This is a genomic window from Streptomyces sp. NPDC043908, assembly GCF_056435525.1.
This window is the reverse complement of record NZ_JBWKEI010000011.1, coordinates 107,572-121,705: the sequence shown is the minus strand read 5'-3', so window position 1 is coordinate 121,705 and position 14,134 is coordinate 107,572. Positions and strand designations below refer to the sequence as shown.

Genomic DNA, 14,134 nt, shown 5'->3' with positions numbered 1-14,134 from the left:
CGCGGCGATACGTTGTGAGCACCGTGCCCGGGACCCGGCACGGCGTCGGCTCCGTCGTCGACGGCAGCACGCGGGCTGTTCCTGGGCCAGATCAGCTCCCCCCGCTGAGCCGGGGGCAGCCCGCGGTCCGACGGGTCCCGAAGACGAGACGCGGGCCGTGACAGGTGTCACGGCCCGCGTCTCGTCGGTCCCCGCGGCCACCGCTCACCGCCGCAGGGCGTGGTCTCCCAGCCGGGCCCGCAGTCCGTCGACGAGCGCCCGCAGCGCGTCGCCGTCGCCCGCCGTGCCGTACAGGTAGAAGTCGGGCCGTACGAGCGCGGCGACCGCGCCGTGCTGGGCCAGGTACGGCAGCAGCACGTCCTCGTCGTCCCGCACCGTGGTCCCGTCGCCGGGGGCGGTCCCCGGCGGCACGATCCGTACCGTCCGCACGCCGATCCCGTAGAGGAACGCGCGGCGCTCCGCGTTGAGGAGTTCGGTCAGCGGCACCGTGGTCAGCAGCCGCAGGCCGGTGCCCGTCTCCTCGTCGAGGAGCCGTGCCGCGCCGGAGCCCGACACCCGGCCCTGCGGCGTCAGTCCGCCGGCAGAGGCGGCGCCGTCCTCGTGCAGGAACCCGCCCGCGAGCGGGTGCACCGCCGAGGGCTGGGCGGTGGCGCCCACCGTGCGGCCGCGCATGGCGAGCATCAGCTCGTCCCGCTCCGCGGCCGCCCGCGGGTCCGTCAGGCAGATCACCTTGCCGAGGCTCACCGACATGTCGACGGCGTGCCGCACGTGCTCGCGCCGCTCGTCGGTGTACGTGTCGAGCAGTGCCTCGTCCGCGTGCCCGGCCAGGACCAGGTCCAGCTTCCAGGCGAGGTTGGCCGCGTCCCGGAACCCCGACGACATGCCCTGGGCCGCGAACGGCGGCATCAGGTGCGCCGCGTCGCCCGCGAGGAGCAGCCGCCCGTCCCGCCACCTGTTGGCCCAGCCCGCCTGGAAGGTGTAGACGGCGTGCCGGTCCATGGTGGCGTTGCCGGGCCGGACGTCGAACTCCTCCAGGAGCCGCCAGGCGGTGTCCCGGCTGTCGAACTCCTCCGGCGACTCGCCGGGCACCCGCATGAACTCCCAGCGGCGGTGCCCGGGACCGGCGGACACCGCGGTGCGGGGCCGGGCCGGGTCGCAGATCTGGAGGTTGTTCGGCCAGAACGCGCGCGGCTCCTTGAGGACGACGTCGCAGATCAGCCAGTCGTAGCGGAAGCCGAGATCGGTCCAGTCGGCGTCCATGGCGCCCCGGACGAAGCTGTTGGCTCCGTCGCACCCGACCACCCAGTCCGCGGTGATCCTCAGGGTCCCGCCCGACTCGTCCGCCGCCTCGACGGTGACCGGCCCGTCCGCCTCGCGGGTGAGCCCCACGGCCCGGTGGCCGCGCAGCACCCGCAGACCGGGGAGGCTCTCGCCCCGGGCGATCAGGGCCGACTCCAGGCCCGGCTGGTACATCGAGGTGGAGTCGGGCCATCCGGACAGGCCACCCGTGGCGGGCGACACGTAGTGCAGCAGGTCGTCCCCGTCGGCGTTGCGCCAGATGTAGTCGCCCGACGGCTCGCCGAACTCCGCTATGTGACCGCCGACCCCGGCGTCGGCCAGGATGCGCGCGCACTCGCCGTCGAAAGCCACCGCACGGGGCATCGTGTACGGGCGGGGCCAGCGCTCCAGTACCGTGACGTCCCAGCCCTTGCGCGCCAGCAGCACGGAGAGGAGCTGGCCGACCGGCCCGTACCCGACGACCAGGACCCGCGAGGCCAGTTCCGCCGGCATCAGGCGACCTGGCCGAGGATGCGCTGGACGGCCTCCTCGTACGCCTCGGGGGTGATCAGCACCTTCACCGTCTCGCGGCCGTCGTCGACGGTCAGCAGCCGCCGTCCGACGAGGACCCGCTGGCCCTGCTCGAAGGAGCGGGCCCGGATGACGGTGTCGGCGGCGACCAGCTCGCCCTCCCAGTTCCAGGCGTCCTCGCCGTCGGCCGCGGCCTCGGCGGCGGCCGACCACTCGGAGAGGTCGCGGGCCTGGTCCTTGAAGCGGTAGACGTCCTGCCAGTCGGCGTCGCGGATACGGCGCTTCACCGCGAAGTAGCCGTCCTGCGGCACGACCTGGTAGTCGACGCCGTACTGGTGCTGTATCCCGTCGCCGACCCGCAGCGGCTCCAGGAAGCCGGGACCGGCGAAGCCCACGTCCACCAGCCACAGGTCGCCGTCGAGACGGACACCGAGGAGCATGTGCTCCAGGTCGGGCCCGAAGGTGCCGCCGGGGCCGCGCACCCCCGCCGAGAGGTGCTCGACCTGGAAGCCCAGCTCGATCAGGAGCTTGCGGAACAGGCCGTTGAGCTCGAAGCAGACACCGCCGGAGCCCTTCTCCACCACGGACGCGAAGGCCGCGTCGAGGTCGATGTCGGCGTCGGCGACGGACTGCGTGCCCTGGTCGGTGCGCAGCGCGTTGTTGAACGGGATCGTTACGAGGTGGCGCTTCTGGAGGTCGCGCAGGGTCTCGGGGGTCAGGTCCCGGGAACCGGTGTAGCCGAGCGCGGCGAGATAGGCGTCAACTGCGAACATGTCAGGCACTCCTGGTCTTCGTGAGCTTGTCGAGGAGGTGGTCGGCGAGCATGAGGGGCGTGGCGTAGTCGAAGAGCAGCGTCACGGGGAGCTTGAGTCCGGTGGCCTCGCCCATCCGGTTGCGCATCTCCACGGCGGCCAGCGAGTTGAAGCCGACCTCGAAGAAGGCGCCCTCGGGTTCGAGGACTTCCCCCTCCCGGCCGAGGGCCGAGGCGCCCTCCGCGCAGATCAACTCGACGAGCACCTTGTGCTGTTCGTCGTCGGACAGGCCGTCAAGACGGTCGGCGAGCGACATGTTCTCCTCCGTGGCCTCCAGGGGCGTGTCGATCGGGTCGATCGAACCGCCCACGGACGGGCCCTTGGTTCGCAGCCAGTAGTTCTGGTGCTGGAACGGGTACGTGGGGACGGGGTGGGCCGGGATCGCGGCGGTGGGGGGCTGGGGGTGGGTGGTGGTGTGGGTGCGGATCTGCGCGACGCTCGTCAGGAACTTGTGGGGGGAGCCTTCGAGGCGGCGCAGCGACTCCGTGGTGAAGGTGGGGGCCGGGGCGTCGTCGAGGACTTCCTGGATGCTCGGGGTGAGCACCGGGTGGGCGCTGACCTCGATGAAGGTGGTGTGGTTCTGCTCGACCAGCTTCTGGAGGGTGGCGTGGAAGTGGACGGTGTGGCGCAGGTTGCGGAACCAGTAGTCACCGTCCAGGACCGTGGTGTCCTCGACGAGCCGCTGCTCCAGCGTCGAGTAGAAGGGGATGGTGGCCCGGCCGGGCGTGATCCCCTTCAGCTGCTCGTGGAGCTGGTCCTCGATCTTCGCGACATGGCTGGTGTGGGAGGCGTAGTCGACGGGCAGGATCCGGGACTTGATGTCCAGCGTCCGGCAGCGCGCCTTCAGCTCCTCCAGCGCGGCCGGGTCCCCCGCGACGATCGTGCTGGTCGGCCCGTTGACCGCGGCCACCTCGATCCGGTCGCTCCAGCCCCCGATGAGCTCCACGGTGGCGTCGTACGAGCGGTGCACGGCCATCATGCCGCCGAGTCCGGCGAGGTGGGCGCCGATGGTCTGCGCCCGCAGGGTGACCACCCGGGCGGCGTCCTCCAGGGTGAGTACTCCGGCGATGTGCGCGGCGGCGATCTCGCCCTGCGAGTGGCCGATCACGGCCTGCGGCTCGATGCCATGGGCCTGCCACAGCCGCGCCAGACCCACCATCACCGCGAACGACACGGGCTGGAGCACGTCCACCCGCTCCAGCGGGGGCGCGTCCGGGTGGCCGCGCAGGACGTCCAGCAGGTCCCAGTCGGTGTGGGGGGCCAGCGCGCGGGCCGTGTCGTGGACGCCGGCGGCGAACACCGGGCGCGACTCGAGGAGTTCGGCGCCCATGCCCTGCCAGTGCGTGCCCTGGCCGGGGAAGACGAACACCGTCCTGCCGCCGCTCACGGCCTTGCCGGTGACCACATGGGGGTGGGCGCTGTCGGCGGAGAGTGCCACGAGGGCCTCCCGCAGCTCCTCGCCGCCGGTGGTGACCACGGCCGCCCGGTGGGCGAGAGGCGTCCGGCGGGTGAGGGCCGGCAGGATGTCGCGGGGCGTGAGGTGGGGGTTCTCCGCCAGGTGGTCCGCGAGCCGGCGCGCCTGGGCGCGGAGCGCGGCCGGGGACTTCGCCGACAGCGGCAGCACCAGCGGCGCCCCCTCGGCGAAGATCTCCGGCTCTGCCGTCTCCTCGGCCGGCTGGGCCTGCGGCGCCTGTTCCACGATGACATGGGCGTTGGTCCCGCTGACACCGAAGGAGGAGACGGCCGCCCGGCGCGGGCGGTCGGCGTCGGGCCACGGCTGGGCCTCGGTCAGCAGCCGCAGGGAGGAAGCCTCCCAGTCGATCTTCGGGCTGGGCTCGTCCACGTGCAGGGTGCGCGGGAGCTCCCCGTTGCGCAGGGCCATCACGGTCTTGATGACACCGGCGACACCGGCGGCGGCCTGGGTGTGGCCGATGTTGGACTTCAGCGAACCCAGCCACAGCGGCTGGTCCTTCTCCCGGCCCTTGCCATAGGTGTTGATCAGGGCCTGCGCCTCGATGGGGTCACCGAGGGTCGTTCCGGTGCCGTGGCCCTCGATCGCGTCCACGTCACCGGGGGTGAGCCGCGCGTTGGCCAGCGCCTGGTGGATGACGCGCTGCTGGGCCGGGCCGTTGGGCGCGGTCAGACCGTTGGAGGCACCGTCCTGGTTCACGGCCGAGCCACGGATGACCGCGAGCACCTGGTGCCCGTTGCGCCGGGCGTCGCTCAGCCGCTCAAGCAGGACGAGTCCCGCGCCCTCGGCCCAGCCGGTGCCGTCCGCGCCCGCCGCGTACGCCCGGCAGCGGCCGTCCGCCGAAAGCGCCCGCTGGCGCGAGAACTCCACGAACGTCGCCGGGGTGGCCATCACCGCGACACCACCGGCGAGCGCCATCGAGCACTCGCCCTGCCGCAGCGCCTGCACCGCGAGGTGGATCGAGACCAGTGACGACGAGCACGCCGTGTCCACCGTGAGCGAGGGCCCCTGGAGGCCGAACACGTACGACAGACGGCCCGAGGCCACACTGCCGCTGTTGCCGACGCCCAGGGTCGCCTCCAGCTCCACCGGGATCTCGGTGAGCCGGGAGGCGTAGTCGTGGTACATGAGGCCGGTGTAGACGCCGGTGTCGCTGCCGCGCTGGGCGGCCGGGTCGAGTCCGGCGTGCTCGAACGTCTCCCACGCCACCTCCAGCAACAGCCGCTGCTGGGGGTTCATCGCCAGCGCCTCACGCGGCGAGACCTCGAAGAATCCGGCGTCGAACCCGGCCGCGTCGTGCAGGAACCCGCCGTGGCGCGTATAGCTCTTGCCGGGCTGGTCGGGGTCCGGGTCGTACAGGTTCTCCAGGTCCCAGCCGCGGTTGGCGGGGAACTCCGAGACCGCGTCGCGGCCCTCGGCCACCAGCCGCCACAGGTCCTCCGGCGAACCGACACCGCCCGGCAGGCGGCAGCCCATCCCCACGACCGCGATCGGCTCGTGCGCGGACTGTGTCATACGGGTGTTCTCCGCGCGCAGCCGCTCGTTCTCCATCACGGCGGTGCGCAGGGCTTCGACGATCTTGTCGTTGGGCGTGGTCACGATGCCTCCCCGGAGGGCTGGGGTTCGGTGGTGGCGCCGGCGAGCGCACGGGCGACGAGGTCGTCGACGTCCATGGCGGCGATGCGTTCCAGCGCTTCGTCGGTCTCCCGGTCGTCCGGGGCCCCGCTCTGTCCGGCCTCGGCCGGCTCGTCGGGGAGCAGTTCGCCCAGCAGTTGCCCGGCGAGTTCGGACGGCGTGGGGTAGTCGAAGACCAGGGTGACCGGCAGCCGGATCCCGGTGGCCTCGGCGAGGCTGTTGCGCAGCTGCACCGCGAGCATGGAGTCGAAGCCGATCTCCTTGAACGTCAGCTCCGCGACGGCCGCGTCCGCCCCATCGTGGCCGAGGACGGCCGCGACGCGGGTGAGGACCAGCTGGAGCAGGAACGCGTGCCGGTCCCCGGCGTCCATCGCGGCGACCTTCGCGGCCAACGACTCCTCCGCCACGGCGCCGGCCTGCTGGACGGTGCGCCGGGGCGGCCGGACGAGGGAGCGCAGCAGCGGGGTGGTGCGCCCGGCGGCCGCCTCCGCCCGCAGCGCCGCGAAGTCGAGCCTGGCCGGCAGCAGCAGGGCCTCGGAGGAGCGCAGCCCCGCGTCGAACAGGGCCAGGCCCTCCTCGGTGCCGAGGGCCACCGCGCCGCGCCGGGACAGCCGGCCGAGGTCCTTGCCCGCCAGGTGCGTGGTCATCCCGGACGCCTCGGCCCACAGGCCCCAGGCCAGCGAGACCGCGGGGAGCCCGCGCGCGGCGCGCAGCTCGGCGAGGCCGTCCAGGAAGCCGTTGGCAGCGGCGTAGTTGGCCTGGCCGGGGCTCCCCAGGGTGCCGGCCGCCGACGAGAACAGGACGAAGGCGGCGAGGTCCAGCTTCTCGGTGAGCTCGTGCAGATGCCAGGCGGCGTCCGCCTTGGGGCGCAGGGTGGTGGCGAACCGCTCGGGCGTCAGATCGGCCAGCATGCCGTCGTCGAGGACGCCGGCCGTGTGCACCACGGCGGTCAGCGGGTGCTTGTCGGGGACGGCGGCGAGGAGTTCGCCGAGCGCCTCGCGGTCCGCGGCGTCGCAGGCGGCGATGGTGACGTGGGCGCCGAGCCCGGTCAGTTCGTCGCGGACCTCGTCCGCTCCCGCGCCGTCCGGGCCGCGCCGGCTGACCAGCAGCAACTGCCGGATGCCGTGCTCGGTGACCAGGTGGCGGGCCACCTGGCGGCCCAGGGTGCCGGTGCCACCGGTGATCAGGACGGTGCCCTCGGGGTCGAGCGGCCGTGCCCCTGCCGGGCCGGCTCCGGTGTCCCGTACGAGCCGTGGCGCGTACGCCTCGCCCGCGCGCAGTGCCAGTTGCGGCTCCGCGAGGCCGGGCAGCGCGCGCAAGGTGTGGGCGTCGGCTTCCGTGTCGGTGTCCGTGTCGACGTCGGCGATCGTGATGAGGCCGGGGTGCTCGGCCTGCGCCGTGCGCAGAAGGCCCCACAGGGCGGCGGCGACGGGGTCGGCGCCCTCGCCCGGCCGTACGGACACGGCGCCGCGCGTCACCACCAGCAGCCCGGTCCCGGCCGTGGAGCGCGCGTCCCACGCCTGGAGCTCGCCCAGCAGGCGCGAGGTGAACTCCCGTACGCCGTCGGGGCCTTCGGCGCCCGCCCAGCGGGTGGTGTCGACGACGTCGACGTCCCCGGCCGCCTCGGCGGGGCGGGTGACCTCGGTCCACTCGGTGCGGAACAGGGAGTCGCGCACCGGGGACGGTGCGCGCAGCTCCCCCGTGGCCGGACGCAGGACGAGCTCGTCGACGGTGGCCACCGGGGCGCCGTCCGGGGTCGCCAGGTCGAGGGCGAGCGCGGTGTTGGCCTTCCTGGTGATCCGTACGCGCAGGGCGGAGGCACCGGTGGCGTGCACGGTGACGCCGTGCCACGCGAACGGCAGCAGAAGGCCGTCCTCAGTGCTGTCGCCGGCGGTCGCGGCGGCCGCGTGCAGGGCCGCGTCGAGCAGTACGGGGTGCAGCTCGAACCGGGATGCGTCGTCCTGCGGGCCTTCGGGCAGGCGGACCTCCGCGAAGGTCTCCTCACCGCGGACCCAGACCGCCCGCAGTCCCTGGAACGCCGGGCCGTACGCGTACCCTTCGGCGGCCTTGCGCTCGTAGAAGCCGTCCAGCCCGACCGGGGTCGCCCCGGCCGGCGGCCACGGCTCCGGTGAGCCGCCCGGCGCGGCGCCCTGGGCCGCGAGCACACCGTTGCCGTGGCGGGTCCACACCGTGGCGGCGCCCTCTTCGACGGCTCCGGAGTACACGCCGACGGCGCGGTGACCGCGTTCGTCCTCCTCGCCCACGACGACGCGCAGCCGCAGCGCTCCCCGGTCCGACAGGACCAGCGGCGACTCGATGAGGAACTCCTCCAGTCGCTCGGCGCCCGCTTCCGCGCCGGCGCGCAGGGCCAGTTCGACGAGTCCGGCGCCCGGGACGAGGGGGGTGCCCGACACCGCGTGGTCGGCGAGCCAGGGGTGGGTGGCGAGCGCTATCTGCCCGGTCGCCACCAGGCCGCCGGAGTCCGGGAGTTCGACGAAGGCGCCGAGCAGCGGGTGCCCGGAGGTGCTGATGCCGGCCGTGGCCAGTTCCGCCGCGGCGTTCTGCTTCGGCTTCAGCCAGTACGTCTGGTGCTGGAAGGCGTAGGTGGGCAGGGGGTGCGTGGCGGGTTCGGCGGTGGGGGGCTGGGGGTGGGTGGTGGTGTGGGTGCGGATCCGGGCGAGAGCGGTCAGGTACTGCTGGGCGGAGTCGTCGTCCCGGCGCAGCGACTCGGTGGCGAGGCCCGCGTCGGGGGCGTCGTCGAGGATTTCCTGGATGCTCGGGCCCAGCACCGGGTGGGCGCTGATCTCGATGAAGGTGGTGTGGTTCTGCTCGACCAGCTTCTGGAGGGTGGCGTGGAAGTGGACGGTGTGGCGCAGGTTGCGGAACCAGTAGTCACCGTCCAGGACCGTGGTGTCCTCGACGAGCCGCTGCTCCAGCGTCGAGTAGAAGGGGATGGTGGCCCGGCCGGGCGTGATCCCCTTCAGCTGCTCGTGGAGCTGGTCCTCGATCTTCGCGACGTGGCTGGTGTGGGAGGCGTAGTCGACGGGCAGGATGCGGGACTTGATGTCCAGCGTCCGGCAGTGCGCCTTCAGCTCCTCCAGCGCGGCCGGGTCCCCCGCGACGATCGTGCTCGACGGCCCGTTGACGGCGGCCACCTCGATGCGCGTGTCCCAGGGCCGGATCAGCTCACGGGCCCGGTCGTACGGGCGGCTCACGGCCATCATGCCGCCGAGTCCGGCGAGGTGGGCGCCGATGGTCTGCGCCCGCAGGGTGACCACCCGGGCGGCGTCCTCCAGGGTGAGTACCCCGGCGATGTGGGCGGCGGCGATCTCGCCCTGCGAGTGGCCGATCACGGCCTGCGGCTCGATGCCATGGGCCTGCCACAGCCGGGCCAGACCCACCATCACCGCGAAGGAGGCGGGCTGGAGGACGTCGACACGGTCGAGGGAGGGAGCGCCGTCGCGCTGGTTCAGGACGTCGACGAGGTCCCAGTCGGTGTGCGGGGCGATGGCGGAGGCGGTCTCGCGGACGCTGGCGGCGAAGACCGGGCTGGCCTCCATCAGCCGGGCGCCCATACCGGCCCAGTGCGTGCCCTGGCCGGGGAAGACGAACACCGTCCTGCCGCTGCTGGCGGCCTGGCCCGTGATCACGTGCGGGTGGGGTGTGCCGGCGGCGAGCGCGGTCAGGGCGTCCTGGAGGTGCCCGGTGCCGGTGGTGATCACGGCGGCGCGGTGGGCGTGCGCGGTACGGCGGGTGAGGGTGGGCAGAATGGCGTGCGGGGTCAGCTCCGGGTGGCGGGCCAGATGGTCCGCGAGCCGGCGGGCCTGGGCGCGGAGCGCGGCCGGGGACTTCGCCGACAGCGGGAGCACCAGCGGCGCCGCGTCGGTGAACGCCGGCGTGCCGGGCTCCTCCGCCTCCTCCGCCGGCGTCGCCTCGGGCGCCTGTTCCACGATGAGGTGGGCGTTGGTGCCGCTCACGCCGAAGGAGGAGACGCCGGCCCGGCGCGGACGGTCGGCCTCGGGCCACGGCCGGGCCTCGGTCAGCAGCCGCAGGGAGGAAGCCTCCCAGTCGATCTTCGGGCTGGGCTCGTCCACGTGCAGGGTGCGCGGGAGCTCCCCGTTGCGCAGGGCCATGACCGACTTGATGACACCGGCGACACCGGCGGCGGCCTGGGTGTGGCCGATGTTGGACTTCAGCGACCCCAGCCACAGCGGCTGGTCCTTCTCCCGGCCCTTGCCATAGGTGTTGATCAGGGCCTGCGCCTCGATCGGGTCACCGAGGGTCGTTCCGGTGCCGTGGCCCTCGATGACGTCGACATCACGGGTCGTCAGCCGGGCGTTGGCGAGGGCCTGGTGGATGACGCGCTGCTGGGCCGGGCCGTTCGGCGCGGTCAGACCGTTGGAGGCACCGTCCTGGTTCACGGCCGAGCCACGGATCACGGCCAGGATCTGGTGCCCGTTGCGCCGGGCGTCGCTCAGCCGCTCAAGCAGGACGAGCCCGGCGCCCTCGGCCCAGCCGGTGCCGTCCGCGCCCGCCGCGTACGCCTTGCAGCGGCCGTCCGCCGAAAGCGCCCGCTGGCGCGAGAACTCCACGAACGTCGCGGGAGTCGCCATCACGGCGGCGCCGCCGGCCAGGGCCATCGAGCACTCGCCCTGCCGCAGCGCCTGCACCGCGAGGTGGATCGCGACCAGCGACGAGGAGCAGGCCGTCTCGACGGTCACCGCCGGGCCTTCGAGGCCGAGGGTGTAGGCGATACGGCCCGTGGTGGCGCTGCCCGAGTTGCCGATGCCGAGGTGCCCCTCGACGTCCTCCGGCGTCTGCCCGATGCCCGGGTCGTAGTCGTAGTACATGGCACCGGCGTAGACGCCGGTGTCGCTGCCGCGCTGGGCGGCCGGGTCGAGCCCGGCGTGCTCGAACGTCTCCCACGCCACCTCCAGCAACAGCCGCTGCTGGGGGTTCATCGCCAGCGCCTCACGCGGCGAGACCTCGAAGAACTCGTTGTCGAACGCGTCGGCGTCATGCAGGAACCCGCCGTGGCGCGTATAGCTCTTGCCGGGCTGGTCGGGGTCCGCGTCGTACAGGTTCTCCAGGTCCCAGCCGCGGTTGACGGGGAACTCCGAGACCGCGTCGCGGCCCTCGGCCACCAGCCGCCACAGGTCCTCCGGCGAACCGACACCGCCCGGCAGGCGGCAGCCCATCCCCACGACCGCGATCGGCTCGCTGCCCGCCGACTCGACCTCGCTCAACCGGTTCCGCGCCTGCCGCAAGTCGGCAAGCGTGCGCTTGAGGTAGTCGCGCAGCTTCTCGTCACTCGACATCCATGTGATCCTTCCGATCGGCCCACCGCCGCTGCGCGAATTCGCGGAGAGGTGCTTGGTCACCCAGCGTGTTCGCCGCCCAGTCTTGCCGCGCCGGGGCCGGTCCGATCCCCAGAGCCTCCCCCTATGGCCTCCCTAACTTCCCGCCGCGTCCCCGCTGTCCGGGCCCGTGCCGGAAGGCTGGGGGCACGGCGCAGGACGACAGGAGGAGCAGGGATGAGGCACCGGATGCGGACCGCGATCCAGTACGAGTTCGGCGGGCCGCGGGTGCTGCGGGTGGTGGAGGCGGAACGGCCGTCGCCGGGGCCCGGCGAGGTGCTGGTGCGGGTGCACGCGGCATCCGTCAACTTCGGTGAGACCAAGGTGCGTTCAGGTCTGGCGCAGGCCGGCCAGCCGCCGTTCACGCTCGGCTCCGACCTGTCGGGGGTGGTGGCCGGGACCGGTCCCGGTGTCACGGGGTTCGCCCCGGGCGACGCGGTGTACGGGGTGTACTTCATCGGTACGTACGCCGAGTACGTCGCCGTGCCCGCCGCGGCGCTCGCGCCCGGGCCCGCGGGCCTGGGACACGTCGAGGCCGCGGCGCTGCCCGTGGCCGCGCTCACCGCGCTGCGGGCCGTCGAGCAGGCCTCGCTCGGGGCCGGCGACCGGATCCTGATCCACGCGGCCGCCGGTGGCGTGGGGCACTTCGCCGTCCAACTCGCCAAGCTGCGCGGCGCGTACGTCCTGGGCACCGCCCGTGCGGTCAAACACGACTTCCTGCGCTCCCTGGGGGTGGACGAGCCGATCGACTACACCGCCGTCGACTTCACCGAGGCGGCGCGGAACGTGGACGTCGTCCTCGACCTCGTCGGCGGGGCGTACGGGAAGCGGTCGCTGGCGGCGCTGCGGCCTGGGGGGCTGCTGCTCGGCGCGACCCTGGACCCCGGGGTCACCGAGCGGGAGGCCGTCGAACTCGGCCGGCGCTACGCCTGGGTGTCGCTGCGGCCGACCGGCGAGGAACTGCGCCGTATCACCGGTCTGGTCGAGGAGGGAGCGCTGCGCCCGCACGTCGAGCGTACTTTTCCGCTCGAACAGCTGGTGGCGGCCCATGAATTCGCCGACACTGGGCAGATCACCGGCAAGGTCGTCGTCGTGGTGTGAGCCCCCCGCCCGTGCGACCGGGTGACTTTTCCCGGCCGCACGCCTGTGACCTGCTCGGGAACATCGATGTTCCTGTGAAACAAAAAAGTTCCTTCTTGTGCGTTCTCCCGCCGTCGAGCACGCTGGAAAACGTCCCCAAGATTTCCCTCATCGTCCCCACGATTTACCCAGCGGAGGTACCGCCATGTCTTCGGCAGCTGAAAAGGCTCCGCCGACTAACCGATGGGCAGCACTCATTGTGCTGTGCGCCGGATTCCTGATGATTATCCTGGACCAGACGATCGTCAATGTGGCGTTGCCGTCCATTCAGAGCGATCTGGGATTCTCCCCGTCCAACCTCGCGTGGGTCGTCAACGCGTATCTGATCGCGTTCGGCGGTCTGCTGCTCCTCGCGGGCCGGCTCGGCGACCTCCTCGGCCGTAAGAACCTCTTCGTCGTCGGCGTCGTCGTCTTCACGGGCGCCTCGCTGTGGTGCGGCGCCGCCACCAGCCAGGGCATGCTGATCGCGGCCCGGTTCGTCCAGGGCGCCGGCGGCGCGATCTCCTCCGCGGTGATCCTGGGCATGCTGGTGACGCTCTTCCCGGACCCGGCCGGCCAGGCCAAGGCCATCGGCATCTACAGCTTCGTCGGCTCCGGCGGCGCCGCCATCGGCCTGCTCGCGGGCGGTGCCCTCACCCAGGGCATCAACTGGAGCTGGATCTTCTACGTGAACGTGCCGATCGGCGTGATCGTCGTGATCGCCGGGATGAAGCTGCTCTCCAAGGACGAGCCGCAGGGGCTCGGCGCCGGTGTCGACTACCTCGGCTCGGTGCTGGTCACCGGCGCCCTGATGGTCGGTGTCTACACGATCCTCAAGGTCGAGGAGCACGGCTGGCTCTCGGGTCACACCCTGGGTCTCGGCGCCGTCGCCGTCCTGCTGCTCGCCGCGTTCATCGGCCGCCAGGCCACCGCGAAGACGCCGCTGATGAGGCTGTCGATCCTGCGCGTGCCGAACCTCTCGGCCGCCAACGGCGTCCTCGCCCTGATGCTGGCGGGCATGTTCGGCCAGTTCTTCCTCGGCACGCTCTACCTCCAGCGGGTCCTCGGCTACGAGCCGCTGGAGATCGGCCTGTCGTTCCTGCCGCTGGCCGTGCTCATCGGTGTCCTGTCGATGACGGTCTCCCCCAAGCTGAACATGCGGTTCGGCCTCAAGGCGGTCCTGCTGCCGAGCCTGGCGTTCATCGCCGGCGGTCTGGCGCTGTTCGGCCGCGCCCCGGTCGGCGGCTCCTACGTCCAGGACGTGCTCCCGGCCCTGGTGCTGCTCGGTATCGGCGGCGGTCTGGCCTTCCCCGCCCTGGTGGGTCTCGCCATGTCGAACGCCCGCCCCGAGGACTCCGGTCTGGCCTCCGGCATCAACAACACGATGCAGCAGATCGGCGGCGCCGTCGGCCTCGCGATCCTCGCCACGCTCGCGGCGTCCCGTACCGACAAGGCCACCGAGGACGGCAAGGACCTGGTGCACGCCGTGACCGAGGGCTACCACCTCGCGTTCATGGTCTCCGCCGGGCTCGTCACCGCCGCGCTGGTGGTCGCCGCCGTCGTCATCCGCACCCCCAAGGCCCCGCAGGGCGGCGCCGTGGAGCCGGCCGACGAGCAGCAGGCGGTGCCGACGGTCATCGCGTAACCCCTGAGTTCGGGTCCGGACGGGACATCCCCCGCTCCTGGACGGAACCCGTTGCCGGCGGCATCCGCCGCCGGCGCCCATGGCGAAGCCCGGCAGTCGCTTGCCGGGCTTCGTCATGTCGTCGTTTCCGCCCGCGCCCGCGTCCACCGCCACACCCCTTTCTCCCTTTTCCTTTTCCTTTTTCTCCGTCCCCTCTTCCTGTCGTTTCGCGGAAATGACCGGGGTGGGATAGGGGTGCCCCTGGCCCGCCACCCCCTCCTAGGCTCACAGCGAATGACAGGGAATT

The 14,134-nt window shown here is 72.7% G+C and carries 5 protein-coding genes and 1 pseudogene; 2 read left to right on the top strand and 4 right to left on the bottom strand.

The genetic code is table 11. The features are described 5' to 3' along the window. Positions 1-204: 204 nt before the first annotated feature. From mhpA to AC069K_RS24080, 4 genes and pseudogenes are all read right to left on the bottom strand, one after another. Positions 205-1,791, bottom strand: a complete 1,587-nt coding sequence (mhpA, locus tag AC069K_RS24095) for a bifunctional 3-(3-hydroxy-phenyl)propionate/3-hydroxycinnamic acid hydroxylase MhpA (protein ID WP_478619646.1) — start codon at positions 1,789-1,791, stop codon at positions 205-207. Continuing rightward, positions 1,791-2,582: an arylamine N-acetyltransferase family protein gene (locus tag AC069K_RS24090; protein WP_478619644.1), complete on the bottom strand. Its 792-nt coding sequence runs from the start codon at positions 2,580-2,582 to the stop codon at positions 1,791-1,793. Before AC069K_RS24090 ends, mhpA begins: the two co-directional genes overlap by 1 nt. Position 2,583: 1 nt before the next feature. Beyond that, positions 2,584-5,658: pseudogene (locus AC069K_RS24085) on the bottom strand (type I polyketide synthase); the annotation flags it as partial. 29 nt (positions 5,659-5,687) lie between these two features. Beyond that, on the bottom strand, positions 5,688-11,027 hold the full coding sequence (locus AC069K_RS24080) for an SDR family NAD(P)-dependent oxidoreductase (RefSeq protein WP_478620040.1): 5,340 nt from the start codon (positions 11,025-11,027) through the stop codon (positions 5,688-5,690). Between the two features lie 234 nt (positions 11,028-11,261). Here AC069K_RS24080 and AC069K_RS24075 point away from each other — a divergent pair, with 234 nt between their 5' ends. Together AC069K_RS24075 and AC069K_RS24070 are read left to right on the top strand one after the other, a co-directional pair. Further along, positions 11,262-12,185: an NADP-dependent oxidoreductase gene (locus AC069K_RS24075; RefSeq protein ID WP_365106645.1), complete on the top strand. Its 924-nt coding sequence runs from the start codon at positions 11,262-11,264 to the stop codon at positions 12,183-12,185. A gap of 184 nt (positions 12,186-12,369) precedes the next feature. Continuing rightward, positions 12,370-13,848 (top strand): DHA2 family efflux MFS transporter permease subunit, encoded by a 1,479-nt coding sequence (locus AC069K_RS24070; protein WP_365106643.1) that lies wholly within the window; start codon positions 12,370-12,372, stop codon positions 13,846-13,848. Positions 13,849-14,134 lie beyond the last annotated feature (286 nt).

Excerpts from the sequence above, each read along its gene's own strand:
- AC069K_RS24090 (WP_478619644.1), bottom strand. The coding sequence starts at position 2,582 with ATGTTCGCAGTTGACGCCTATCTCGCCGCGCTCGGCTACACCGGTTCC.
- AC069K_RS24070 (WP_365106643.1), top strand. The coding sequence starts at position 12,370 with ATGTCTTCGGCAGCTGAAAAGGCTCCGCCGACTAACCGATGGGCAGCA.
- AC069K_RS24075 (WP_365106645.1), top strand. The coding sequence starts at position 11,262 with ATGAGGCACCGGATGCGGACCGCGATCCAGTACGAGTTCGGCGGGCCG.
- mhpA (WP_478619646.1), bottom strand. The coding sequence starts at position 1,791 with ATGCCGGCGGAACTGGCCTCGCGGGTCCTGGTCGTCGGGTACGGGCCG.